This window comes from Pacificispira sp. (assembly GCF_965228185.1).
GTDB lineage: Bacteria > Pseudomonadota > Alphaproteobacteria > UBA8366 > Aestuariispiraceae > Pacificispira.
Window position 1 is genome coordinate 437,505 of sequence record NZ_CBDDHE010000002.1, and the last position, 24,008, is coordinate 461,512.

Genomic DNA, 24,008 nt, shown 5'->3' on the forward strand with positions numbered 1-24,008 from the left:
CTTCGGGTTACCGTCGGCATGGGGCCGGCAGGCCCATTATCGTACTGTCAGTCAGAGTAGAACAGCCGCGTCCGGCGACCATTCCAAAACAACCGCCTGCCCAGGTTCAAATTCCGGCGCGCCTCGTCCGAACCCGTTCTGTTGATGCACCGTCAGGCGTTGCGCACCGGCACCGACCACGATTTCGGTCATATTGCCCCGATAGATGATGCTTTCGACGGTGGCACCGATTTCGTTGCCCGACACGCCCGCCATCGGTTTCGCAGAGGGGGCACGCAATCGGATCTGCTCCGGACGGATCGAAACCGTCGATTTCTCCGATCCGGCGCCGACATGGCCGAAACCGATCACTTCCCCGCTGGCCAGCTTGAACCGGTCCTTTCCGTCCATCGACCCGGCCAGGAAGTTGGACGTGCCGATGAATTCCGCCACGAAACGATTGGCGGGACGTTCATAGATCCCATCCGGCGTTCCGATCTGTTCGATGCGTCCGTTCGACATGACGACAATCCGGTCCGCAACGCTGATCGCCTCGTCCTGGTCATGGGTCACGAAGACCGTCGTCAGTCCCAGGTCCTTCTGCAGCGCCCGCAATTCCGTCCGCACCTCGTGACGCAATTTGGCGTCCAGCGCGGACAGGGGTTCGTCCAGCAACAACGCATCGGGCCGGTAGACGATGGCCCGCGCGAGCGCGACGCGCTGCTGCTGTCCGCCGGACATTTGCCGCGGCAGGCGGTCCGCCAAATGATCCATCCGCACCAGCCGCAGGGCCTCGGTCACGCGGGGTTCGATGTCCCGCTTGTCGACCTTGCGCATCTCAAGCCCGAAAGCGATGTTTTCGGCGACGGTCATATGCGGAAACAGGGCGTAACCCTGAAAGACCAGTCCGGCATTGCGCAGATAAGGCGGCAGGTCCGTCACCTCGCGATTGCCGAAATGAATGCTGCCGCCATCCGGGATGGTCAGCCCAGCGATCATCCGCAGCGTCGTCGTCTTGCCGCAGCCCGATGGGCCGAGGAAGGCCAGAAACTCGCCCTGATCGATTTCCAGATCCAGAGCGTCGACAGTGACAAGGGAGCCATAGCGTTTGGTCACTTTGGTGAGGGTGATGCTAGACATGGTCGGAAATCCTCAGAAGGCGCGGGTCAGTTTGAAGAAGCGGTCGGTTACGACCATCACCAGCGTGATGGCGGCGATCTGCACGGTGGCGACCGCGGCAATGGTCGGATCGATGCTCCATTCCAGATAATTGATGATCGCGATCGGCAGCGTCGTCGACCCGGGCCCCACGAGAAACAGGGACTTCTCCAGGTCGACGAAGGAGATCACGAAGGCGAATAGCCCGCCCGCAAAGATGCCGGGCCGGATCGCGGGCAGTGTGATCCGCCGGAACACGGTGAACGGACGGGCCCCCAGCGTCAGCGCCGCCTCCTCCACCTGACGGTCCATCCCGACCAGCGAGGCGGTGACCAGCCGGATCGTCCAGGGCAGCGCAATCAGGCTGTGCGCGAGGCACAGGCCGGCGAATGTCTGGGCGACCTGCACCCCGGTCGCGACCTCGAACCCGATCAGGAACATGAACAGGGCACTGCCCGCGACGATGCCGGGGACGATCAACGGGCCCAGCAGGATGGTCTGGATCATCTCCCGACCCCAGAACTGCGTCCGCGCCAGGAAGATGGCTGCGGGCACGCCGACAAGCATGCTGACCATCGTCGCGACGAAGCCGACCTTGAGGCTCATCAGGAAGCCTTCCCGGAACCGGGGCATGTTCCAGGCATTGGCATACCAGTCCAAGGTATAGCCTTTGGGGGGGAAGTTGATGATCTTGTTTTCGAAGAAGCTGACCCAGATAACCGACGCCAGAGGCACGATCAGTTCCAGGAAGGCGAGCGCGGCGAGGCCGATGATGGCGGTGCGGAAGATCTTGTCCCCCGATCGTGTCAGGAAGGTCATCGCTCACATCCTCCCGTATTTCTTCTGCAGCACCACGCTGGAGACGACGGTCAGAACCAGGGTCGCAAACATCAGAACGAAGGCGAGGCTGGCAGCGAACGGCCAGTTGAAGACCTTGACCGCCTGTTCGTAGACCATCGGCGCCATCATGTGGAAAGTGGGGCCGCCGAGAAGGACCGGGCTGGCATAGGCATTCATGCTGAGAATGAAAACCAGCAGGCCGCCGGAAAAGATGCCGGGCATCGACAGCGGCACGAAGATCCGGAAGAACGCGGTCCAGGGCGGGGCGCCGAGCGTCGCGGCCGCCTCTTCATAGGCCCCGTCGATCCTGTCGAAAACGCTTTGCAGCGTGATGATCATAAAGGGCAGAAGGACCGCAACGAGGCTGAGCAGAACCGCCGTCAGCGTATACATGATGCGCACCGGCGCATCGACGACGTTGAGGACCAGCAAGGTCTCGTTGACCAAGCCGCGATCCGCCAGCAACACCATCCAGCCGGCGACCCGCACGGCGTTTCCCATCAGCAGCGGTATGATGGATCCGAGGATCAACACGGTCCGCAATACCGGGGACTTTGTGCGGGATATGACATAGGCCGCCGGGATTCCCAGAACCAGACAGAACAAGGTCGTCAGCGCGGCGACCCAGACGGTCCGGCCCAGGACCTCGCGATAGAACGGGTCCGTGAAGAATTTCAGGTAATTCTCCAGGGTCAGGCCTTCGGCGACGATGTCGGCGGGATTGTAGACGGCCAGGCTGTACCGCGCCATCAGCAGCAGGGGCAGGATCAGGCCGAAGGCGACAAGCAACAGGCTGGGGATCGGCAATGCGCCGAAGGGAAGTTTGACGTGCCGCCGGGTCCGGGAACCCGACGGCATCGCCATGGTACTGACCGAAGTCACCCCTTGAACTCCTTGTTCCACCATTCCAGCCAGGCCGCATCGTTTTCCGCCGCATAGGGGTAGTCGACGAAATGCAGCGCTTCCTGCTGGGCCGGGGTGAACTCAAGGGACGCCTTCTCCTCAGCGCTCAAATCCGCGTTGGAGGTGGCAACCGAGTAGAAGGTCTTGCGTGCGACACCGGCCATGGATTGCGGCGCCAGCATCGCGTTCAGATAGTCATAGGCCGCGTCCTTGTTCTTGGCCTTTTTCGGCATGCCGACGCCAAAGGCGATCGCCACCGCACCTTCTTTCGGATACGCCATGTCGATGGGCAGGCCGTTGTTCTTCCACAGCAGCGCCCGGGCGCTGTAATTGGCGGAAATATCGATCTCGTCATTCTCGAAACCGGCGGCCAGCGCATCATGCGACGGATAGAGGCGGGGCTGGATCGCCTCCTTCATCTCCATCAGCTTGTCGAAGGCGGGTTCGACATTGCCCAGCGTACCGCCGGCAACCAGGGAAGCCGCGTAGATGTAGTTGAAGTAGATCTGATCGTAGAGACCGACCCGGCCCTTGTATTTCGGGTCCCAGAGATCGGCGAAGCTGGTCGGCGGCGTCTTGATCTTGTTGGGATTGTAGAGGATCACCACCCCGCCATAGATCGCCGGCACGTAGTAGGACTGTTTCAGGGACGGCAGAAGTTGGGCGGCGTTGGGCATGCGGTCGAAATCCAACTCCTCCAGAACGTCCTGTTGATACATTTCGAACGCGTCGCTGTCGCTGAGCCAGGTCAGGTCCACGGAACTGCGGGGCAGTCGGCGTTCCGCGAGAAGCCGCGTCTTCCGCTCCGACACCGGGGCCAGATCCTTGATCAGATCCACACCGGTGCCTTCGAATGCCTGTTTCTCGAAGGAATCGACCATGTAGTCGTTCCAGGACCCGCCCCAGTTGGAGACCACGAGCGGCCCCGATTGAGCGCGCGTTGCGGACGGCATCATCCCGGCCGTCAGGGCAGCGCCACCCGCCAGAAGGAAACTCCTGCGTCCCATGGAAAAGTTCAAAACATCATGATTTTTCATCGGTCTGACACCATTTATTGGTCGTTTTCTGCGTCTGGAAGCGCCTCGATGAGGCGTGCCCCCTGTTCTCGGTGTCACTATTGATTCACATTTCCGGTATTGCTATTTTTAAAATTAAAATTGCGATATTGGTTTAATCAATGGAACTGACCCTGCGACAGATTCGCTATTTCGTCGCGACGGCGGAAAGCGGTCAGGTTTCGCGCGCCGCGGAACTCTGCAACATCACGCAATCGTCCATCACTCTTGCCATCACCGCGCTGGAAAACACGCTGGGATACAAGCTGTTCGTGCGGCAGTCCCGCGGCATGCAGTTGACGGCCCAGGGCGAAAAATTCCTGCGGCATTGCCATGCGATCCTGCGCACGGTCGAGGACGCGGTCGAACCGGACCCGGCGCAGCCGAGCGATGTTTCCGGGTCGATCCGGCTGGCCGTGACGGGCACGATCGCCGCCTATGTCTTCCCGCCGGTGTGGCGGAAGATGAACCGCGAGTTTCCGGGCATCACATTGGAAGTGACCGAGGTCGAATATGCCGACATGGAAACCGGTTTGAAGGACGGCACCTTCGACATGGCCATGATGCTGACGTCGAACATTCAGCAGTCGGACAGCTTCCATTACGAAGAACTGATCCGGTCGCCCCGCCGCCTTTGGGTATCCAGCCGCAATCCGCTGGCCAATCGCGAGGAAATATCGCTGAAGGACCTACAGGAACTGGATTACATCGTCCCCACCATGGACGACCACGAACCGATGATCCGGCGCTATTGGGACAAGTATAATTTCAAGCCCCGGATCCTGTTCAAAACCCACTATCTTGAGGCGCTGCGCAGCATGATTGCGAACGATCTGGGCATCGCCATCCTGTCCGACATGGTCTATCGGTCGCTGTCGCTGGAAGGCCGCCGTATCGTGAAACGCGATATCGTCGAGCAGCCGCCCAGTTCCGATGTCGGCATCGCCTGGCTGAAGACAGCCGACCACACACCGCCGCAAGAGACGTTCCTGTCTTTCCTGAAATCCGAGACATCGGACGCCTGGTAGCCGGACCTCGGCTCTTTCCAGGCCACCATAGCTGCTATGCTTTCACCTTGGCCATGTCCGGATCATAGAGCGGTTTGAGGTGAAGCTTGGCCGGGACCTTCTGGGCCGCGACCTCCAGTTCGTACTCGCCGGATTTCAGGAAATCCTGATCCACGCCGCCCTTGTTGCGGACATATCCGTAGCCGATCGAGCACCCCACCGTATGGCCATAGCCGGCGCTGGTCAGCCAGCCGACCCGCTCCCCGTTGCGCAGTATTGTCTCCCGTCCCAGAAGGGTAATCACAGGATCATCGACCGTGAAACAGGCCAGTCTCTTGCGGACGCCCTCCCGCCTTTGCGCCTCGATGGCGGCGCGTCCCCGGAAATCAATGTTCGACTTGAGCTTCACCGCCCATCCCAGACCGGCCTCGACGGGCGTGTGGTCCGGCCCGATATCGCTGCCCCAGGCGCGATATCCCTTTTCCAGGCGCAGGGTTTCGATGGCGCGGTAACCGGCATTGCGAAGACCGTGGGCGCGGCCGGCCGCGTGCAGCGCCTGATAGACCGACACCGCATACTCGACCGGCATATGCAGTTCCCAGCCCAGTTCGCCGACATAGGTGACGCGCAGAGCGAGAACGGGACAGCCGGCAATGCCGATCCGCTTTGCGGTCCCGAACTTGAACCCGTCGTTCGACACATCGTCCCGGGTCACGGCCGCGAGAATGTCGCGGGCGCGCGGCCCCATCAGCGACAGGACTGCGTTGGACGACGTGATGTCGAACAATTGCGCATTGGCCCCGACGGGGATGTTGCGGTTGATCCAGTCGAAGTCATGCGTGGCAAATCCGGTCCCCGTGACGATGTAGTAGCTGTCGGTCCCGGTACGGGCGATCGTCAGGTCGCATTCGATGCCGCCATGGTCGTTCAGCATCTGCGTGTAGGTCAGCGACCCGACCGGCTTGTCGATGCGGTTGGCACAGATCCAGTCCAGGGCGCAACCGGCGTCGGGCCCCTTCAGTTCGAATTTGGCAAAGCTTGTCTGGTCGAACAGGACCGCATCTTCCCGCGCGGCCTTGTGCTCCCGGCCGACGGCGTCGAACCAGTTGGGGCGCTGAAAGCTGTATTCGTCCTTCGGGGTCTCTCCCGCATCCAGGTCGGCATACCAGTTCGGCCGTTCCCATCCCAGTTTTTCGCCGAAACAGACACCGTCTTTCTGAAGAATGTCATAGAGCGGCGACCGGCGGCACGGTCGGCCGCTATCGTGTTCTTCCGACGGCCAGGCGATCGTGTAGTGCTTGCCATAGGCCTCCAGCGTGCGGGTGCGCACCCAGTCCGTGTCGAAATGCGGACGGCCGAACCGCCGAATATCGACCGGCCACAGGTCATAGGGCGGCTCCCCGGCATGGACCCATTCCGCAAGGGCCTGGCCGGCGCCCCCGCCCGCGGCGATGCCGAAGGCGTTGAAGCCTGCCCCGACATAGAAGTTCCGCAGTTCCGGCGCCTCCCCCAGGATGAAGTTGCCGTCCGGGGTAAAGCTTTCCGGTCCGTTCAGCAGCTGTTTCACACCGGCTGTTTCCAAGGCCGGCACGCGACCCAGCGCCAGTTCCATCAGCTGTTCGAAATGATCGAAGTTCGAATCGAGCAGCGAATAGTGGAAGCCATCGGGAATCCCATCGACCGCCCAGGGGATCGGATTGGGTTCATAGCCGCCCATCACCAGGCCGCCGACTTCTTCCTTGTAATAGGTCAGTCGATCCGGATCGCGCAGCGTCGGCATGTCGGACGCAACGCCGTCGATCCGTTCGGTGACCATGTACTGATGCTCGACCGAAACCAGCGGCACGTTGACGCCGACACTCGCCGCAAGAGTGCGGGTCCATTGCCCGGCACAGCAGATCACCTTTTCGCAGGCTATCCGGCCGGCGCTGGTCTCCACACCTGTGATGCGGCCATCCTCGACGACAATGGCATTGACGCCGACATCCTCGACGATGGTTACCCCAGCGCTCCGCGCGCCGCGCGCCAGGGCCTGGGTGATATCCGACGGGTTCGCCTGTCCGTCGGTCGGCAGATAGGCAGCGCCGACAACATCGTCGACATTCATCAACGGCCAGAGGTCCTGCGCTTCCTTCGGGGTCAGCAGATGCATTTCCAGGCCGAAGGACCGCGCGGTCGTCGCCTGCCGCTTGACCTCGGTCCAGCGCTCCTCGTTACAGGCCAGGCGCAGCCCGCCATTCATCTTCCAGCCGGTCGACAGGCCGGTCTCCGCCTCCAGCCGGTTGTACAGATCGACGGAATTGCCCAGCAACTGGGTGATGTTGGCGTTGGAGCGCAGCTGGCCGACCAGTCCGGCCGCATGGAATGTCGTGCCGGAGGTCAGCTTGTGACGCTCCAGCAGCACCGTGTCCGTCCAGCCGAGCTTGCCCAGGTGATAGGCCGTCGAACAGCCGACAATGCCACCGCCGATAATGACCGTCCGCGCGGATTGAGGAAGTCCCGTCATTTCTGTTTTCCTTGAACTTGAACCGACCGGAAGGTCGCCAGGGCGGCGTTGAGCCGCGAAAGGTTCTCTGAGGTGTAGGCGGAATAGTCGAAGTCGATTTCCGAATGTATTTCGGAGACCATGCTCCACATGGTCTCGCGCAACAGGGAGGCGCATTTCATCGCCTCGTACCGGCGGCACAGATCCGGCGTCGGGTCCTCCCCGAAATAGAGCCGCAGGAGCTCCCTTTCCTGCTCGCCCTCAATACCGTTGTTGGAGGCAAGGCCGCCGAGATCGAACAGCGGGCTGTTGAACCCCGCATAGTCCCAGTCGATCAGCCAGATCCGGTCGCCGTCGTCGATGAAGTTGCCGCACAGCAGATCGTTGTGGCCGAACACCACATCGACCGGCCCCACGGCGCGCTCAAGATCCGCGGACGTACGCAGCAGATCGTCCAGCTTGTCGGTATGGCGGCTGCCGCCGTCGCGCAGGGTGGCGGCATAATCGCGAATGACATGGAAGACCCAGAACATGAGGACCGGGCCGCGCACGGCCGCCGGCATCTCCTGATGGCAGCGCCGGATCAGCGGCACGATGCGGGACAGGGTCGCCGGGTTCCGAACTTCCTCCTCCGTCAGCGTACGCCCTTCGACGAAATCGATCACAAGGGCACCGGGTTCGTAATGCCGCAGGGCCGGCGACAAACCGATCGCTTCCGCGGCGCGGCTGGCGGCCAGTTCGTTGAACCGCATCACCTGGTGAACCGGAATGTCGTTACCGACCCGTACGACGTATTTCCGCCCGGCATCCTCCACCACGAAATTGACATTGGTGATCCCGCCTCCGAGAGGCTGGGGATCGACGGGTCCGGTCCAGAAGGACAGTCGGCTGGCCTTGGTCAAGGCATCGGTCATGCTTCGGTCCCCCTGCATCTCAGTTCAGCCCCAGCCGTTTCCGGGCCCGGACAGCACCGGCGGAGATCAGCCGGTCGGCAATGATGGCAATGAAGGCAACGGACAGGCCCGCCACGACGCCGCGCCCGGTATCCGCCTTGGTCAGTGCGATATAGACTTCCTGGCCCAGGTCCCGCGTACCGACCAGGGCCGTGATCACCAGCATCGACAGGGCCAGCATGATGGTCTGATTGATGCCCAGCATGATTTCCGGCATGGCCAGCGGCAGCTTGATTCGGGTCAGCAATTGGCGCCGCGTGCATCCGGACACGATCCCGGCCTCCAGAAGTTCCGGCGGAATCGAACGGATACCGTGCGAGGCATAACGGACCGCCGGTGCCAGGGCATAGAGGATCACGGCAATCATCGCCGAGAAATCGCCGACCCGGAACAGCATCACCACGGGTATCAGATAGACGAAACTGGGCAGCGTCTGAAGCGTGTCGATCCCGGCCTGAACAACGCGATTTGCGCGGTCGTTCTGGGCGGAGAGGATTCCCAGCGGAATGCCGATCAGACAGGCGATGACGACGGAAACGCCGCAAAGATAGACAGTGATCATCGCCTTCGCCCAAAGACCGTTGCTCAGGATGAAGGCGGTCAGCGCAAAGCACAGGCAGGCGAGGCGAAGGCCGCCCAGCTGCCACCCCGCCAGAGTGAGGATGAACAGAACCCAGGGCCAGGGCAGTTCGAGCAGAAGCCTTTTGACCGGAACCATGAAGTGGATCAGGGCAAAGGTCTTCACCGCTTCGATCTGATCGAAGAAGTTGACGTTCAACCAGCCGACCAGGTCCTCCCAGATCTTTCCGGTCGTGATCTGGGCCGCTTCCGGATAGTTCTGGACCGCGGGCGCGATCAGACCCAGCAGCCCCGTTCCCACGATCACCACGACGCAGGTCGTCAGCCAGGGGTGGCGTTTCAGGAATCCCCGGCTGTCCTCGCTATGGGCGGGCGATGCGCGGCTGACCATGGCCTGGCTCAACCGGTCCAGGGCGATGGCCAGCACCACGATCGCAACGCCGGATTCCAGCCCGCCGCCAATATCCAACCGCCGCAGGGATGTCAGGACATCGTAGCCAAGGCCCCCTGCCCCGATCATGGAGGCAATGATGACCATGTTCAGCGACAGCATGATGACCTGGTTCACGCCGACCATGAGGCCCGGAAGCGCCGTCGGGATCAGGACGCGCCAAAGTCGCTGCCGCTCCGTGCAGCCGGTCATTCGGCTGAATTCGTCGATCTCCGCCGGGACGGCCCGCAACGCCAGTGTCGTGACCCGGACCATCGGCGGCATGGCATAGATCACCGTGGCGACCAGCGCGGAAACCGGGCCGAACCCGAAGAGAAACAGGATCGGCACCAGATAGGCGAAGACCGGGACGGTCTGCATCAGGTCGAGGATCGGCGTCAGAATACGGTCCAGCCAGCGCCACTTGAAGCCCGCCACGCCAAGTCCGAGACCGCCCGCGACCCCGAAAGGGACCGCGATCAGAATGGAGGCCAGCGTGATCATCGCGCTTTCCCATTCCCCGAATGCCGCGAGGTAGAGGAAGCAGGCGCCGACGAAGCCGGCCAGAATCCAGCTGCCGGCCCACCGACCGATTGCAACGACAACGGTAATCACGGCGACCCAGCTGAGCGGCGGCAGTATCTGGACCGCCTCGTTGCCGACCCCGAATACGAGACCGTCGATCAGGAGGCCGCGCATGAACGTATAGGGCACCTCGATCAGCCAGGCGATTCCGCGGGTCAGGTCGACGAAGCTGAAGAGGCCGAATCCCGCATCCTCAACCAACCAGGCCATGAAACGGCTGATGTCGTCCTTGATGGGGAAAGTCAGATCCCGCGGAAACTTGATCAGCCATTTTGCATCCAGGGCGGCCGCCAGATCCTTGCCGTAGTGCCCCAGCAGTATCGAGGTGGCGAAAACGACAAGCCAGAAGGCCGCCTTTCTGGAAATGCTATAGGGCCCGAGCGCGATCATTTTGCCGGCACCCGACCGACAAGGACGTCGATCACCTGCTGACGCTCGATATAGCCGATCCGACTGCCGTCGCCGTCTTCGACGGCCATGGGACCGTCGGCGGACTCCACGCGATCGGCAATGTCCTCGATCCGGTCGGAGGCTTTGACGGCACCGGCGATCGCGCCTTTCGGTTCCCCGTCCCGGGCCAGGGACCCGGCGGTCAGAACCTTGGCGCGCGGGATGTGCCGCGTGAACTCGGCGACATAGTCTGTCGCCGGGTTGAGGACCAGTTCCTCCGGCGACGCGATCTGGATGACCTCTCCGTCCTTCATGATGGCGATCCGGTCGGCCAGTCGGATCGCTTCGTCGAAGTCATGCGTGATGAAGACGATGGTTTTGCGCAGCAGGTTCTGCAGCCGCAGAAACTCGTCCTGCATCTCTCTCCGGATCAGCGGATCAAGGGCCGAAAACGGCTCATCGAGGAACCATAGCTCGGGATTGACCGCCAGGGAGCGCGCGATGCCCACCCGCTGCTGCTGACCGCCGGACAATTCCCGCGGATAATAGGATTCGCGTCCTTTCAGGCCGACCAGTTCGATGACCTCATGGGCCGCCTTCTCGCGCTCCACCCTCGAAATCCCCTGAACATCGAGAGGAAAGGCCACATTCTGCAGGACCGTGAGATGGGGCAGCAGCGCAAAATGCTGAAACACCATGCCCATCTTGTGACGGCGAATGTCGATCATCTCGCGTTCGTCGGCCCGCAGAAGGTCGCGGCCGTCGAAGAGGATCTCCCCCGCTGTCGGCTCGATCAGCCGCGACAGGCACCGCACCAGGGTCGACTTTCCGGAACCGGACAGGCCCATGATGACGAAGATCTCGCCTTCGCGAATTTCCAGATTGGCGTTTCGGACCGCCCCGATCAGACCGGCCTGCTCGATCTCGGCCATCCCGGGATTGCCCCGGGTCTGTGCCATCACGCGTTCGGCACCATTGCCAAAAAGCTTCCAGACATTGTGGCAGGCGAGCTTGACCGGCGAATGTTCCATGACGACCCCGTATGCCGAGACGGCGATATGGTACCCGGAGCCCGCGCAGCCGTGATCCTGCGCGCCGGGCAGCAACGTTTCAGACAGTTCCGATTATACAGAGACGCTCTAAACAGCTCTCGAAGAAAGGTACCGGCGAAGAAAGGCACCGGCCGTCGCCATCGAAACTCAGACAACGACGGCCGGGCAAGGAGACATCACACCTTACTGGCCGATCCAACCCTTCCAGGTCGCCTCATTGGCCTTGACCCAATCGGCAACGACCGCGTCCAGATCACGCCCTTCAAGGTCGATCTGGGCGATCATGCCCGCCATTTCGTCATTGGAGATCGTGAAGTTCTTGATCGCGGCGTGCGCGCCCGGCCACTTGTCCTTCACGCCGGCCCAGGCAACTTTCCAGATCGGGCCGCGCGGCTTGCCGCAGTCATAGGCCATGTCCTCGTTGCTGCCCCAGGACGGGTCATTGTAACACTCGGCCGTGTATTCCGGGAACTCGATCCACTCGCCCTCATACTTGATCTGCGCCCAGTGCGGCGCATAGACCCAAAGCAGGATCGGCGCCTTGCGCTGATAGGCGGATTCCAGTTCGGCGAACAGCGCCGCATCGGTCCCCGCGTGGACGACTTCATAATCCAGTTCCAGTGCCTCGACGCGTTCGTCGTCGAACCCGCCCCAGGTCACCGGCGCGCCCAGATAGCGGCCCATCGGCGCGGTTTCCGGCGTTGAGAAGACCTCCGCACAATCGTTCAGGGCCTCCCAGTTCGGCAGGCCGGGGCAGAGTTCCTTCATGTAGGAGGGATACCACCATTCCTCGACCGCCAGCATGCCGGTCTCGCCAAGATTTTCGACCTTACCCGTGGCCGTGGCCTCATCCATCGCCTCGCGGCCCGTGGTTTCCCACATCTCCATCGCGACATGAAGGTCACCGGTCTTCAGCCCCGCAAACTGCGCGATGTAGTCCGCCTGGACATATTCGACATTGTAGCCGGCATTCTGGAGGACGGATCCCATGATCTTCGTCGTGACCAGCTGACCCGTCCAGTCATGCAGGGTCAGCTTGATCGGGTCCTTGGACTCCACTTCGGCCTGAGCAGCGGTCGCTAGACCGATGCTTGCGACGACCGCGAAGGCCGTCCCCAATAGTCTGCTTCTATTCATTGATCCCAGTTCCTGTTCCGTCGGTTCAAGCCATGGCCGCCGACTATCGGCAACGATGGACCGTCATTGTTATGCGTTACAGGCGGGAATTTTTTGAGAGAAACACACAAATGTCAACAAACGATGTGACTTTTTGTGTGTTTTTGTGGTTCGATATTGCTAATCAGGATCGTGTTCCGGATATTCCGGTCGCCACAAGGCAGCTTCAGGAAATCCTGAAATTTCGGAGAGCGCCCTTTGACGGTTCATTCAACGCACCGAGAAATGGAAATACTCGAGGAACTGAAAATCCTCGGTTCCTGCCGGATCCAGGACCTGGCCCGACGGCTGGACGTGTCCGAGGAAACCATCCGCCGAAATGTCCGAAGTCTGGCCGAACAGGGCATCGTCCGGAAGGTTCATGGCGGGGTCTACCTGGCCGAAGCCGTTCAGGAACCGACTTTCAGTCAGCGGATGAACGTCAATCCGGATGCGAAGCGCCGGGTGGCGGGGGCGGTGGCTGCCCGGATCCGAAACGGGGATTCGCTGATTCTGGATATCGGCTCGACCACGGCCTTTGTCGCCCGCGCCCTGCGCAATCACCATGACCTGTTCGTGGTCACAAACTCCATTGCGGTCGCCCAGAGCCTGGCGACGCGGAACAACAACCGCGTGTTCATGGCGGGGGGTGAGCTTCGGCCGCATGATGCGGGCGCCTTCGGCCGGGAGGCGATAAATTTCGTACGGCAGTTCAACGTCCAGCACGCCATCCTGTCCGCGGCCGCCATCGACGCCACGACAGGTTTCATGCTTTTCGACATGCAGGAGGCCGAATTTTCGCGCGAGATCATGCGACGGTCGAACCATGTTCTGGTCGCCGCCGATTCCAGCAAGTTCGGAGGGCTGGCGCCGATCCGGATTGCGCCGCCCGAGGATGTCGACCTGCTGATCACCGACGCCGCCCCGCCTACGGACCTGCAGGATTTCCTGAAACAGGCAAATGTCGCCGTCGAGATCGCCAGCGACGTCCCCGCCCCCGATATGTCGGAGTAACCGGTCCATGTCCCTGTCGCGTGACGACCTTCTGAAAGTCAGTCTGGAAATTCTGCATGCCGCGAAAGAACCGGCGCTGCGATATTTCCGAACCGCGCTGCAGGTCAGCGACAAGGAAGACGAGAGCCCCGTCACCGTTGGCGACCGGGAGACGGAGAAAGCCCTGAGGGCGGAAATCAAACGGCGATTCCCGGACCATGGGGTGATCGGCGAGGAGTTCGGAGCGGACAATCCCGACGCGGAATATGTCTGGATCGTCGACCCGGTCGACGGAACCAAGTCCTTCATTTCCGGCATGCCCCTGTTTGGGACGCTTCTGGGCCTGCTGCATCAGGGACGTCCGATCGTCGGCACGATTGGCATGCCCGCGCTGGGTGAAGACTTTGCCGGGGCGGTCAACGGTCACTCGGTCATGAATGGCGCGGTCATTTCCTGCCGCGAGACGCAGAACCTTCACGCCGCCTTCGTCTCCTGCAACGAACTGCCGAGTCTGTTCACGACGCACCCGCAACTGGTCTCGGAACTGACCAGCCGGGCGCGCTACCTGCGGCCATCCAATGATTGCTATCCCTATGCCCAGCTTGCCGCAGGCTGGGTCGACGCGGTCGTGGACTGCAACCTTCAGCCCTATGACTATCTGCCTCTTGTCGGCGTCATCGAAGGCGCCGGCGGTGTCATCACCGATTGGTCCGGGGCGCCGCTCACCCTGCATTCGGACGGCCGCGTCATCGCTGCGGCGACGGCGGAACTCCATGCGGAAATGGTCGCCCTCTTCAAAAATTCTGTCTGATCGAGCGGCCGTAATCGGGGCGAGGACCGGACCTATTCTGGCATGCTGACCGATACATCGAAGGCGCACCGATCAACCTGACCGGCTGCCATCGTCCGTGGCCTCGGCCCGTTTCAGGATCGCCTGCGCCTGTTTCAAATGCGGCCGGTCGAGCATCTTGCCGTCCAGGCGCGCGACGCCGTCCCCGGCCTGCGCCATCGCCGAAACGACCCTGCGCGCCCAGTCGATCTGGGCATCGGTCGGGGTGTAGGCATGGTGGATCGGGGCGACCTGCGCCGGGTGGATGGCCAGCTTGCCGTCAAAACCGCAGGCCGCAGCGGTCTGTGCCTCGGCGGCCAGACCGGCCTCGTCCCGGAAATCGGTGAAGACGGAATCGATCGCGGCCACGCCGGCGGATTTTGCGGCGAACAGCATGGCGTCGCGGGCGAAGCGGAAGGGCGAGTGATAGTGACCATCCGGCCCCCTGTTCGCAGTCGCGCCGAGATCGGCGGCCAGGTCCTCGCCGCCCCAGGCCATACCGGTCAGACGGGGATGGGACCAGTCCTGACCCAGCAGCCCTCGGACAGCCCGAACCGTCTCCGTCGCGATGACCAGAATGCCGCATTCCGCCGCCACGCCGTGCCGGTCCATCAGGCGCGACAGGGCCTCGATATCGTCACGGCCCTCCGCCTTCGGCAGGACATAGCCCGCCGGTCCCGCACCCGCCGTGGCGGCGACATCGGCCTCGGTCAAGCCGGTATCCAAGGCGTTGACCCGCACCAGACGGGGCATCGGCGCCGGTTTCCCAAGAAACGCCGCAACCAGTTCCCGGGCCGCGCCCTTGGCGTCCGGCCCGACCGCGTCTTCCAGATCGAGGATCAATGCGCCGGCGCCGCTTTCCAGCGCCTTTTCCATCTTGCGGGCACTGTCGCCCGGCACGAAAAGATAGCTCAGGATAGACACGGCTTGCTCCGTCATCTGCCGATTACCGCCTCACTATAAGGCTGAAATGCCGCCGGTCACGGAGATGGTCTGACCGGTGATCCGGGACGCGGCGGGGCTAGCCAGGAAGACCGCCAGCGCTGCCAGATCTTCGGATTCGACGACGCCCAGATCGGCCATGCTCTCCGCCTTGGAGAACAGTTTGCGGGCAAAGGGATTCGCCATCAGCGTCTCGTAGAGCGGTGTGTCGCGCACGACGGATGGGGTCAGGCAGTTCACCCGGATCTTCTGGCGTTTGGCCTCGATGGCCATGGCGCGACAGAACATGGCGATGCCGCCCATTGCCGCGCCGATAGCGACCTCGCCCGGCGTCGCGATCTTCCCTGCATCGGAGGCCACGCACAGGATCGCCCCGCCGCCCGCCGTCGCCATGACGGGATAGACCGCCCGGCAGGGCGTGATCACGGGCGCCAGCGTGTTGGTCACATCGGCCATCAGTTCCGCCGTCGGAATGTCCTTCAGCAGGCGCGGCATCGGATCGCCCCCGGCACAGGACAGCAAGACGTCGATACCGCCCATGCGATCCGCCGCCTCGGCGACGATACGATCCGCGTCGCCCGGCTTACCCGCGTCGCCCTGCACGAAGCTGGCGGCGCGATTGTCCAAGGCGTCCAGCGCCGCCGCGCCGCGCGCTGCGTTCCGGCCCGCCAGCGTGACCGCGCCGGCGCCTTCGGCCAGCATCCGGCGTGCCGAGGTAAGGCCGATCCCCGATGTGCCGCCGACGATCAGGATGCGCAGGCCGGTCAGTTGCGCCATCACTTCTCGTTCCCGGCCGGGCGCTTCATCATCAGGGCGGCGCGGTCGCAGACGCCACACAGGACGCCATCCTGATTGAAGCATTCATGGCGCAGGGTCACGATGCCCTCCGTCGGCCGCGACTTGCTTTCGCGCTTGCCAAGCACGGTCGTGCGCATGCGGATGGTATCGCCCTCGAACAGCGGGTGCGGGAATTTGACCTCGCTCATGCCCAGATTGGCGACGGTGGTACCGAAGGTCGTGTCATTGACCGTCATTCCCACCATACAGCCCAAGGTCAGCAGAGAATTGACCAGGGGGCGCCCCCAGACCGATTTGGCCGCGGCATGCGCATCGATATGGACCGGCTGGGTGTTCATGGTCAGAAGCGAAAACCAGCGATTGTCGGTCTCTGTGATGGTTCGTGTCCACTCATGGTCAAAGACCATGCCCTCTTCGAATTCCTCGTACCACAGGCCAGCCATCAGTCCGTCTCCTCCACTTCGACAAGTACGGTCTTCACCGCGACACTGGACCCGGCCGACGCCGTCAAGCGGGCGATCTTTCCGTCATGGGGCGCGGTCAGGGTATGCACCAGCTTCATTGCCTCCATGATCAGCAGCGGCTGTCCCTTGGCGACCATTTCTCCCTCTGTGACCAGCACATCGGTGATCAGTCCCGTCAGCGGCGCCAGAACGACGCCCTGCGCCGATCCTGCCGACGGCGCCGCCATGCGCGCCTCGGCCAGGGGCCGCAGGGTCATCGCGATGGACAGGCCGCCATCGGCCGCGTGGGCGGTTCCGTCGCGCAGGGTCAAACCCGCCGGCGGCGCGCCGAGCGGGATCGTATTCTCCCCCTTGGATACCGCCGATTCGCGGTCGAAATGCAGCACGATCTCCGCCGAGCCATAATCGTCTTCGATCTGAACCGGCGCCCGGCCGGGCATGCAGCGCCCGCCGACCCGGAAGCCGTCCTTGCGGTCGGCGCCCTGTCCCGATGCCGTCAGCAGCACCATCGCCGCCTGTCCGCGCAGCCGCAGCAGCCGGTCCGGATCGGGCTGCCAGCCTTCCGGGAATGTCTCGGCAAGGAATCCGGTGGTCGCTTCGCCCCGGCGGAAGGCCGGCGCGTTCAGGCAGTCCGCGAGGAAGCCGAGATTGCTTCCGACCCCGTCCAGTACCGTCCCGGCGACCCCGTCCGCCAGCCGGGCCAGCGCGGCATCGCGGTCCGGCCCGTGGGCGATCAGCTTCGCCAGCATGCTGTCATAATGGCTGGAAACGGCGGAGGCCGCCGCGACCCCGGTGTCCAGACGCAGACCCGGCGGCGTGTCGAACGCGGCGACCTTTCCCGTCGCGGGCAGGAACCCGGCCTCCGGCCGTTCCGCGTTGATGCGGATTTCGATGGCGTGCCCCTTGGGCCGGATCTGGTCCTGGCGAAGCGGCAGCGGCAGGCCCGCCGCCTGACGCAATTGCCATTCGACCAGATCGACGCCGCAGATAGCCTCCGTCACCGGATGTTCGACCTGCAGCCTTGTGTTCATTTCCAGAAAATACGGGCTGTCGTCGCCCGCCTGCATGACGAATTCCACGGTTCCCGCCCCGGCATAGCCGATCGCCGACGCCAGCTTGGTTGCGTGATCGAACAAAGCCTGGCGCACCGCATCGGGCAGGTTCGGCGCGGGCGCTTCCTCGATCACCTTCTGATGATTGCGTTGGACTGAGCAGTCCCGTTCATGGAAATGCAGCACCCCGCCGGCGCCGTCGCCGAAGATCTGGACTTCCAGATGGCGCGGGTCCTGGATCAGCTTTTCCAGGAACACCGTGGCATCCCCGAAGGCGGATGCGGCTTCCGACCGGGCCGAAGCGAGGGCCTGCGGCAGATCGTCGGGACCCGACGCCCGGCGCATACCGCGCCCGCCGCCGCCCGCGCTGGCCTTGACCAGGACCGGGTAACCGATCTCCGCCGCCGCCTGTGCCAGATCCGCATCCGTTGCATCGGCGCCGTCGAAACCGGGCACGATTGGCACCCCGGCCTCCCGCGCGACCCTGCGGGCGGCGATCTTCGAGCCCATGGTTTCCACCGCATGGGAATCCGGGCCGACAAAGATCAGCCCGGCCGCCTCGACCGCGCGCACGAATGCCGGGTTTTCGGACAGGAACCCGTAGCCGGGATGAATGGCATCGGCGCCGCTGGCCCGCGCCGCGTCCAGGATCGCATCGATCTTCAGGTAGCTGTCGCCGGCCGGGGACGGGCCAATGCGCCGGGCCTCGTCTGCCTGGGCGACATGCTGCGCCCCGGCATCGGCGTCGGAATAGACCGCCACCGAACGCAGTCCAAGCCGGCGGCAGGTGCGGATGATGCGGCAGGCGATTTCGCCCCGGTTGGCGATCAGGACGGACCGGATCGATCGGGGGGCTGTCAGAAACTCGGTCATGCCATCACATCCTGTAAACGGGTCGGGACGGGCGTTCCTCGACGCGGCCCGTCACGACGGAAAGACAGAGGCCCAGGACCCGCCGCGTATCGCGCGGATCGATGATCCCGTCGTCGAACAGGCGCGCGGTGCAGAAATACGGGTCTGATTTCTCCTCAAACATGGCGCGCAGCTTCGCCTCATGTGCGGCCAGTTCCTCCTTGCTGGCCGGATCGCGCGAGATCGAGGCCATGCGCAAATCCATTAGGACACTGCTGCCGACATCCGGGTTCATCCCGCCCAGCCGCGCATTTGGCCACATGAACAGGAAATGCGGGCGGAACCCGCGCCCGGACATGCCGTAATTGCCGGCGCCGTAGGAACTGCCGGTGATGACCGTCAGCCGCGGCACCCGGGTATTCGACATGGCATAGACCAGCTTCGCCGAATGCTTCGAAATCCCGCCCAGCTCCGCATCGCGCCCGACGATGAATCCGGTCGTATTCTGCAGGAACAGAAGCGGCGTGCCGCGCTGATCGCACAGCTCGATGAAATGGGTGGCCTTCAGGCAGGCTTCCGCGAACAGCACACCGTTATTGGCGACGATGCCGACGGCCATGCCTTCGATCCGCGCGAAGCCGCAGCAGATCGTATCGCCCCATTCGGGCTTGAACTCGTGGAACGCGCTGCCGTCCACGATGCGCGAAATCACCTCGCGCTGATCGAATGGATGCGACAGATGCGTGCCGACGATGCCGGGCAGGTCGTCAATATCGTGCACCGGCGGCACCGGATCGATGCGGTTCACCGCCGGCAGCCTCGTATAGGCCAGGGCGCCCACCATGTCGCGCATCCGGCCCAGGGCGGTGTATTCGTCGGCCACGATATGGTCGGACACGCCGCTCTGCCGGGAATGCAGCACCGCACCGCCGAGCTCGTGACGGTCGACGATTTCCGAGATCGCCGCCTTCACGATGGGCGGCCCGCCGAGATGGATCGAGGCGTTGCCCTCTACCATGATGAACTCGTCGCACAGGGCCGGGATATAGGCGCCGCCCGCCGTGCATTCGCCGAATACGGCGGCCAGTTGCGGAATACCCGACGCGGACATACGGCACTGGCGGTGGAACGTGCCGCCGAAATGGTTCTCGTCGTAGAACACCTCTTCCAGCTGGTTCAGGTTGGCACCGCCGCAATCGACCAGATAGACGACCGGCAGCCGGTTTTCGGCGGCGATGTCCTGGGCGCGGATGTGCTTCTTCACCGTCTCGCGGTGGAAGCTGCCGCCCTTCACCGTGGCATCATTGGCGATGATCATGCAGTCGGTGTCGCGAATCCGGCCAATGCCGGTGACGATCCCGGCGGCCGCCACTTTGCCGTCATACAGGCCCCAGGCGGCCAGGGGCGTCAGCTCCAGGAAGGCGCTGCCCGGGTCGATCAGCAGGTCGATCCGGTCGCGGACCGGAATCTTTCCGCGTTCGCGATGGCGTGCCATCATCTTGTCGCCGCCGCCGGCTCGTGCCCAGGCCAGTTTCCGGTCCAGGTCGTCGATCAGCGCGGCATAGTCGTCGGCGCGCTGGCGAAACGCCTCCGACTGCGTATCGATTTGGGAGTTGAGAAACGCCATGCCCCTAACGGATCCTTTCTGAAAACATATTGTTACCTAACATTCGTTTGGTGTAGACAGCGGCGTTCGCCATCCAGCCACGATACGAGGAGTCCCGATGTCCCAGACTGACGCACCCCGAAAGGCCCGGCTTCGCGATGTGTCCCGGCGCACCATCCTGGACCGCACCGCCCGGCTTCTCGTGGAACGGGGTTATTCGTCGACATCGCTGCGCGAAATCGCCAAGGCCGTCGGGATGAAGGCCGGAAGCCTGTACTATCACTTCGACAACAAGGAGAGCCTGGTCGAGGAGATCCTGACCGAAGGCGTTGTCCATGTTCAGGAAAGCGTCGGTGCGGCGCTGGATGCGGCACGGGATGCCGGGCCGATGGAACGCCTGCGCATCGCGATGGAATGCCATCTGCGCACGCTGCACGAACAGAGCGACTATGCGTCGGCGCATATCCGCTGTTTTGCGCATGTCCCGCCGGAAATCCGGCACCGCCTACGCAAGGTACGCGAAGAGTATGACGGGGTCTGGGTGCAACTGCTGAAGGATGCGGAAGACGCCGGGTCCCTGGCCGAAGGGATCGACCCGCACTTCCTGCGCATGGCCCTGTTCGGCCTGTTGAACTGGACCCTGGAATGGCGCCTGCCGCCGGACCGCAGTCTGGAGGACATGACGAACCAGTTTTATCGCATTGTGTTCGAGGGAGCCGCCCGTGACGGATCGTAAGGGACCGCTGACCGGCGTTCGCATCGTCGAAATGACCGGCATCGGGCCCGTACCCTATGCCGCGATGATCCTGGCCGATATGGGCGCGGAGATCCTGCGCATCGACCGGCCCGGCGGATATCCGGCCGTCGGCCCGACGCTCGACTTCTCGGCCATGGAAAAAGCGTCGATCTTCTATCGCTCGCGCCGGCTGGTCCGGATCGACCTGAAAGCAGCGGCCGGGCGCGATCTGGTGCTGGACCTGATCGGCGGGGCCGACGCGGTGCTGGAGGGCTATCGCCCCGGCACGATGGAGCGGCTGGGCCTGGGCCCGGAACCCTGTCTGGCCCGGAACCCGGCACTGTCCTTCGTCCGCGTCACCGGCTGGGGCCAGGACGGTCCGATGGCCCAAATGGCCGGTCACGACATGAACTATATCGGCGTATCGGGCGCGCTGTCGCTGTTCGCCCGCGACGGCCGGCTGCCCCCCGGCATCCCGCCGCTGATCGGCGATATGGCGGGCGGGGCTCTGTTCGCGGTGATCGGCTGTCTGGCCGCGGTGCTGAACGCCCGGTCGACCGGAAAGGGTCAGGTGGTCGACGCCAACATGGTCGACGGCACGGCCAATCTCTACACCCTGCTGGCCGCCCTGTCGGCGATGGGCCTGCACGACGTCCAGGCCGGGAACAATGTTCTGGACGGCGGGCGGCACTATTACCGGACCTATACCTGCGGCGACGGTCTGCCGATTGCGGTCGGCGCCATCGAACCCGGCTTCCGCAAGGTCCTGCTGCAGAAGCTCGACCTTTCCGACGATCCCCGTTTCCGCAGCGACGCGCCGGAAGACGAAGCCTATTGCACCGAAACGCTGGCCGCCCGATTCGCTGCGCAGACCCGCGATCACTGGGTTTCCCTGTTCGACGGCACCGACGGCTGCGTAACGCCGGTCCTGACGCTGGACGAGGCGCCGACCCATAAGCACAACGCCGAACGCGACGTCTTCCGGACGATCGACGGTGTGGTACAGCCCGCCCCGGCGCCGCGTTTCGAACGCACGCCCGGCGACATCTCGACCCCGGCGGCCGCGGCCAGCCGCAGCGATCCCGCCATCCTTGCGGATTGGGGCATCGATGCTGCGTGGATCGAAAGCCTGACCCGCAACGGCGTCGTCTCCGGCGACGATTAGGTCAGAACCGGCGTGCATCGTCGATTTCCGTCTCGATGGAGAAGGTTTCAGCCCGGGCGACCGTGTCGGCCCGCAGACGCGTGACCGTCTGGAACGCATCCGCGATCCGCGCATCCGGCAGGGCAGTACCGCGATATTCCAGGGCGATATGATCCTTGCCCGCCTGGCGCGTGATCCGCGCGCGCACGGCCTCGACACCGTCGAGACGCGCGGCGAGCGCGCCCAGATGGGCCGGATAGATGAAGATTTCCCGCACCTTCACGCCGGCACCGACGCGCCCTTCGACCGGGCCCAGGCGCGACACGAAACCATCCGCTGCCAGGGTCTCCGCCCGCGCCAGATCGCCCGTGCCGAAGCGGATCATCGGCCAGCCCCGCGCCAGGGTGGAGACGACAATCTCCCCAGGGACACCCGGTTCCAGGGCCCTGCCGGTTTCCGGATCGCAGATTTGGACCAGCCGCTCGGGATGGACCGAATAGCCGGGACGGTCGTCTTCCTCGAATCCGACCAGACCGACATCGGCGGTGCCGTAACAGCCATGTGTCGTGATACCGTGCGCGGCCTCAAGCCGCCGGCGCTTGCCGTACCAGTCGCCCGGCTCCCCGCCCAGGAAGGCGCGGGTCAGGGACCAGACGCCCTTGGTGCCGCCATGGCTTTCCGCAAAAGCGTTGGCGACCGTTTCGAAATAGGCGGTGGAGCCGAGAAAGGCCGTCACCCCGGCACGCGCCATGAGCTGGACCTGAAGGTCCGTCTGCCCCGGTCCCGACGGGATGACGCTGGCCCCGGCGTCCCGCGCGCCCTGGCCGAACAGCAGACCGGCCGGGACGAGGTGATAGTTCCAGGTGTTCAGCGCGATGTCGCCCGGCCCGATCCCCGCCGCGCGGAACATCAGATCGAAGCCGCAGCCGCGCCCCGGCCCTTTCAGAACGGGCTCGAAGATCGGCCCCGGCGAGACGTAGATATGGTCCACATCCTCAATCGGACAGGACAGGAAGCCGGCGAAGGGCGGATCCGCCGCCTGCAGCGCCATCAGCCGTTCCTTTTTCAGAACCGGCAACCGGTCCAGTCCGTCCGGTGGCGCCAGATCGGCAGGCGAAAGACCGGCCTCCCGCAGCCGCGCGGCGAAGGCCGGGGCATGGCGGGCCGCATCCCCGGCAACCTGCGCGAGGCGAGCAAGCCTTGTATCGGATTGCGCCCGGGTCATCCCAGCCACCTCTTGCGGCGGCGGTAATGTTTGACGTCGCGATAGCTCGGCCGGTCCGCCGCGCCCGACATGCCGAGATAGAATTCCTGAACGTCCTGATTGCCCTGGAGCTGTTCGCGGTCGCCGTGCAGCACGATGCGCCCGCCCTCCATGATATAGCCATAGTCGCATTGGGCGATGGCGGCGCGGGCATTCTGTTCGACGAGAAGAACCGTCAGCCCTTCCTCGCGCTTGATCCGCCCGATGGTCTCAAACAATTGTTGCACCAGGATCGGCGCCAGACCCATGGACGGCTCGTCGAGGATCAGCAATTCCGGCCTCGCCATCAGGGCGCGCCCGATCAGCACCATCTGCATCTCGCCGCCCGACAGATAGCCGGCCGTTCGGTTCAGCAGCGGCGGCAGGGCCGGGAAATAGTCATAGACCCGCTCCAGATCCGTCTTCACCGCCGCCCGGTCGGACCGCAGATGGGCGCCGACCATCAAATTCTGAAGTACCGTCAGGTGCCCCAGGACGCGGCGGCCCTCCAGCACCTGCACGATGCCGTCGCGCACCGTGTCGGACGGGTCCGCATTGGCGATGTCCTTGCCCTTGTAGGTGATCCGCCCGGCGGTGACTTCGCCAAGTTCGGCATGCAGCAGGGACGAGATCGCCTTCAGCGTGGTCGTCTTCCCGGCGCCGTTGGCGCCGAGAAGAACCACCATCTGGCCCTCGCGAACCTCGATATTCGTCGAGCGCAAAACCTGGATCACGCCGTTATAGACGACATCCACGTTGGCGAGGGTAAGGAACATGA

At 63.7% G+C, this 24,008-nt stretch carries 21 protein-coding genes; 5 read left to right on the plus strand and 16 right to left on the minus strand.

The genetic code is table 11. The features are described 5' to 3' along the window. Positions 1-51: 51 nt before the first annotated feature. From ACO06O_RS02055 to ACO06O_RS02070, 4 genes are read right to left on the minus strand one after another with little or no spacing between them, the layout of a single operon-like run. Positions 52-1,119 carry an ABC transporter ATP-binding protein gene (locus ACO06O_RS02055; protein ID WP_421875762.1) on the minus strand — a complete coding sequence of 356 codons (1,068 nt, stop codon included), beginning with the start codon at positions 1,117-1,119 and terminating at the stop codon, positions 52-54. 12 nt (positions 1,120-1,131) lie between these two features. Beyond that, a complete protein-coding gene (locus tag ACO06O_RS02060; protein ID WP_421875763.1) occupies positions 1,132-1,956 on the minus strand; it encodes an ABC transporter permease in 825 nt (274 codons plus the stop codon). Positions 1,957-1,959: 3 nt separating this feature from the next. After that, positions 1,960-2,859 carry an ABC transporter permease gene (locus tag ACO06O_RS02065; RefSeq protein ID WP_421875765.1) on the minus strand — a complete coding sequence of 300 codons (900 nt, stop codon included), beginning with the start codon at positions 2,857-2,859 and terminating at the stop codon, positions 1,960-1,962. Next, positions 2,856-3,917: an ABC transporter substrate-binding protein gene (locus ACO06O_RS02070; protein WP_421875767.1), complete on the minus strand. Its 1,062-nt coding sequence runs from the start codon at positions 3,915-3,917 to the stop codon at positions 2,856-2,858. Before ACO06O_RS02070 ends, ACO06O_RS02065 begins: the two co-directional genes overlap by 4 nt. Before the next feature lie 140 nt (positions 3,918-4,057). Between ACO06O_RS02070 and ACO06O_RS02075 the strand changes: the two genes are divergently transcribed. Then, entirely contained in the window at positions 4,058-4,963 is a 906-nt protein-coding gene (locus ACO06O_RS02075; protein ID WP_421875769.1) for a LysR family transcriptional regulator, read from the plus strand. A 34-nt stretch (positions 4,964-4,997) separates the two neighbouring features. Here the strand turns inward: ACO06O_RS02075 and ACO06O_RS02080 are convergent, their stop codons facing one another. The 5 genes from ACO06O_RS02080 to ACO06O_RS02100 all read right to left on the minus strand — a co-directional run bounded on the left by ACO06O_RS02080 (position 4,998) and on the right by ACO06O_RS02100 (position 12,553). Then, on the minus strand, positions 4,998-7,448 hold the full coding sequence (locus tag ACO06O_RS02080) for a GcvT family protein (protein WP_421875771.1): 2,451 nt from the start codon (positions 7,446-7,448) through the stop codon (positions 4,998-5,000). Then, positions 7,445-8,341 carry a phosphotransferase gene (locus tag ACO06O_RS02085; RefSeq protein WP_421875773.1) on the minus strand — a complete coding sequence of 299 codons (897 nt, stop codon included), beginning with the start codon at positions 8,339-8,341 and terminating at the stop codon, positions 7,445-7,447. The genes ACO06O_RS02080 and ACO06O_RS02085 overlap by 4 nt, the downstream gene beginning before the upstream one ends. Positions 8,342-8,360: 19 nt before the next feature. After that, positions 8,361-10,364: an ABC transporter permease gene (locus ACO06O_RS02090; RefSeq protein ID WP_421875775.1), complete on the minus strand. Its 2,004-nt coding sequence runs from the start codon at positions 10,362-10,364 to the stop codon at positions 8,361-8,363. Continuing rightward, entirely contained in the window at positions 10,361-11,395 is a 1,035-nt protein-coding gene (locus tag ACO06O_RS02095) for a quaternary amine ABC transporter ATP-binding protein (RefSeq protein WP_421875777.1), read from the minus strand. Before ACO06O_RS02095 ends, ACO06O_RS02090 begins: the two co-directional genes overlap by 4 nt. A 204-nt stretch (positions 11,396-11,599) precedes the next feature. Next, a complete protein-coding gene (locus ACO06O_RS02100; protein WP_421875780.1) occupies positions 11,600-12,553 on the minus strand; it encodes an ABC transporter substrate-binding protein in 954 nt (317 codons plus the stop codon). A 264-nt stretch (positions 12,554-12,817) separates the two neighbouring features. Between ACO06O_RS02100 and ACO06O_RS02105 the strand changes: the two genes are divergently transcribed. Both ACO06O_RS02105 and ACO06O_RS02110 read left to right on the plus strand, forming a co-directional pair. Beyond that, a complete protein-coding gene (locus tag ACO06O_RS02105) occupies positions 12,818-13,585 on the plus strand; it encodes a DeoR/GlpR family DNA-binding transcription regulator (RefSeq protein WP_421875782.1) in 768 nt (255 codons plus the stop codon). Positions 13,586-13,592: 7 nt separating this feature from the next. Then, the gene (locus ACO06O_RS02110) at positions 13,593-14,375 is read left to right on the plus strand and encodes an inositol monophosphatase family protein (protein WP_421875784.1); all 783 of its coding nucleotides are present in this window, start codon (positions 13,593-13,595) and stop codon (positions 14,373-14,375) included. A gap of 72 nt (positions 14,376-14,447) precedes the next feature. On the opposite strand, the gene ACO06O_RS02115 is transcribed toward ACO06O_RS02110, so the two are convergent. From ACO06O_RS02115 to ACO06O_RS02135, 5 genes are read right to left on the minus strand one after another with little or no spacing between them, the layout of a single operon-like run. Then, positions 14,448-15,317 (minus strand): HpcH/HpaI aldolase/citrate lyase family protein, encoded by an 870-nt coding sequence (locus tag ACO06O_RS02115; RefSeq protein WP_421875785.1) that lies wholly within the window; start codon positions 15,315-15,317, stop codon positions 14,448-14,450. Positions 15,318-15,350: 33 nt separating this feature from the next. Next, positions 15,351-16,112 (minus strand): SDR family NAD(P)-dependent oxidoreductase, encoded by a 762-nt coding sequence (locus ACO06O_RS02120; protein ID WP_421875787.1) that lies wholly within the window; start codon positions 16,110-16,112, stop codon positions 15,351-15,353. After that, on the minus strand, positions 16,112-16,576 hold the full coding sequence (locus ACO06O_RS02125) for a MaoC family dehydratase (RefSeq protein ID WP_421875789.1): 465 nt from the start codon (positions 16,574-16,576) through the stop codon (positions 16,112-16,114). Before ACO06O_RS02125 ends, ACO06O_RS02120 begins: the two co-directional genes overlap by 1 nt. Next, positions 16,576-18,522, minus strand: a complete 1,947-nt coding sequence (locus ACO06O_RS02130) for a biotin carboxylase N-terminal domain-containing protein (RefSeq protein WP_421875791.1) — start codon at positions 18,520-18,522, stop codon at positions 16,576-16,578. The genes ACO06O_RS02125 and ACO06O_RS02130 overlap by 1 nt, the downstream gene beginning before the upstream one ends. A gap of 4 nt (positions 18,523-18,526) precedes the next feature. After that, positions 18,527-20,128 carry an acyl-CoA carboxylase subunit beta gene (locus ACO06O_RS02135; protein WP_421875793.1) on the minus strand — a complete coding sequence of 534 codons (1,602 nt, stop codon included), beginning with the start codon at positions 20,126-20,128 and terminating at the stop codon, positions 18,527-18,529. Positions 20,129-20,225: 97 nt separating this feature from the next. Between ACO06O_RS02135 and ACO06O_RS02140 the strand changes: the two genes are divergently transcribed. Together ACO06O_RS02140 and ACO06O_RS02145 are read left to right on the plus strand one after the other, a co-directional pair. Then, positions 20,226-20,843: a TetR/AcrR family transcriptional regulator gene (locus tag ACO06O_RS02140; RefSeq protein WP_421875795.1), complete on the plus strand. Its 618-nt coding sequence runs from the start codon at positions 20,226-20,228 to the stop codon at positions 20,841-20,843. Then, positions 20,830-22,008, plus strand: coding sequence for a CaiB/BaiF CoA transferase family protein (locus tag ACO06O_RS02145; protein ID WP_421875797.1), 1,179 nt, complete (start codon positions 20,830-20,832; stop codon positions 22,006-22,008). The genes ACO06O_RS02140 and ACO06O_RS02145 overlap by 14 nt, the downstream gene beginning before the upstream one ends. A 1-nt stretch (position 22,009) precedes the next feature. On the opposite strand, the gene ACO06O_RS02150 is transcribed toward ACO06O_RS02145, so the two are convergent. Both ACO06O_RS02150 and ACO06O_RS02155 read right to left on the minus strand, forming a co-directional pair. After that, positions 22,010-23,212 carry a phenylacetate--CoA ligase family protein gene (locus tag ACO06O_RS02150; RefSeq protein ID WP_421875799.1) on the minus strand — a complete coding sequence of 401 codons (1,203 nt, stop codon included), beginning with the start codon at positions 23,210-23,212 and terminating at the stop codon, positions 22,010-22,012. Next, on the minus strand, positions 23,209-24,006 hold the full coding sequence (locus tag ACO06O_RS02155) for an ABC transporter ATP-binding protein (RefSeq protein ID WP_421875802.1): 798 nt from the start codon (positions 24,004-24,006) through the stop codon (positions 23,209-23,211). Before ACO06O_RS02155 ends, ACO06O_RS02150 begins: the two co-directional genes overlap by 4 nt. Positions 24,007-24,008 lie beyond the last annotated feature (2 nt).

Coding starts and splice junctions, on each gene's coding strand:
- ACO06O_RS02155 (WP_421875802.1), bottom strand. CDS start 24,006: ATGTTCCTTACCCTCGCCAACGTGGATGTCGTCTATAACGGCGTGATC.
- ACO06O_RS02120 (WP_421875787.1), bottom strand. CDS start 16,112: ATGGCGCAACTGACCGGCCTGCGCATCCTGATCGTCGGCGGCACATCG.
- ACO06O_RS02130 (WP_421875791.1), bottom strand. CDS start 18,522: ATGACCGAGTTTCTGACAGCCCCCCGATCGATCCGGTCCGTCCTGATC.
- ACO06O_RS02110 (WP_421875784.1), top strand. CDS start 13,593: ATGTCCCTGTCGCGTGACGACCTTCTGAAAGTCAGTCTGGAAATTCTG.
- ACO06O_RS02085 (WP_421875773.1), bottom strand. CDS start 8,341: ATGACCGATGCCTTGACCAAGGCCAGCCGACTGTCCTTCTGGACCGGA.
- ACO06O_RS02075 (WP_421875769.1), top strand. CDS start 4,058: ATGGAACTGACCCTGCGACAGATTCGCTATTTCGTCGCGACGGCGGAA.
- ACO06O_RS02140 (WP_421875795.1), top strand. CDS start 20,226: ATGTCCCAGACTGACGCACCCCGAAAGGCCCGGCTTCGCGATGTGTCC.
- ACO06O_RS02055 (WP_421875762.1), bottom strand. CDS start 1,119: ATGTCTAGCATCACCCTCACCAAAGTGACCAAACGCTATGGCTCCCTT.
- ACO06O_RS02060 (WP_421875763.1), bottom strand. CDS start 1,956: ATGACCTTCCTGACACGATCGGGGGACAAGATCTTCCGCACCGCCATC.
- ACO06O_RS02105 (WP_421875782.1), top strand. CDS start 12,818: ATGGAAATACTCGAGGAACTGAAAATCCTCGGTTCCTGCCGGATCCAG.
- ACO06O_RS02135 (WP_421875793.1), bottom strand. CDS start 20,128: ATGGCGTTTCTCAACTCCCAAATCGATACGCAGTCGGAGGCGTTTCGC.
- ACO06O_RS02095 (WP_421875777.1), bottom strand. CDS start 11,395: ATGGAACATTCGCCGGTCAAGCTCGCCTGCCACAATGTCTGGAAGCTT.
- ACO06O_RS02125 (WP_421875789.1), bottom strand. CDS start 16,576: ATGGCTGGCCTGTGGTACGAGGAATTCGAAGAGGGCATGGTCTTTGAC.
- ACO06O_RS02150 (WP_421875799.1), bottom strand. CDS start 23,212: ATGACCCGGGCGCAATCCGATACAAGGCTTGCTCGCCTCGCGCAGGTT.
- ACO06O_RS02090 (WP_421875775.1), bottom strand. CDS start 10,364: ATGATCGCGCTCGGGCCCTATAGCATTTCCAGAAAGGCGGCCTTCTGG.
- ACO06O_RS02100 (WP_421875780.1), bottom strand. CDS start 12,553: ATGAATAGAAGCAGACTATTGGGGACGGCCTTCGCGGTCGTCGCAAGC.
- ACO06O_RS02080 (WP_421875771.1), bottom strand. CDS start 7,448: ATGACGGGACTTCCTCAATCCGCGCGGACGGTCATTATCGGCGGTGGC.
- ACO06O_RS02070 (WP_421875767.1), bottom strand. CDS start 3,917: ATGAAAAATCATGATGTTTTGAACTTTTCCATGGGACGCAGGAGTTTC.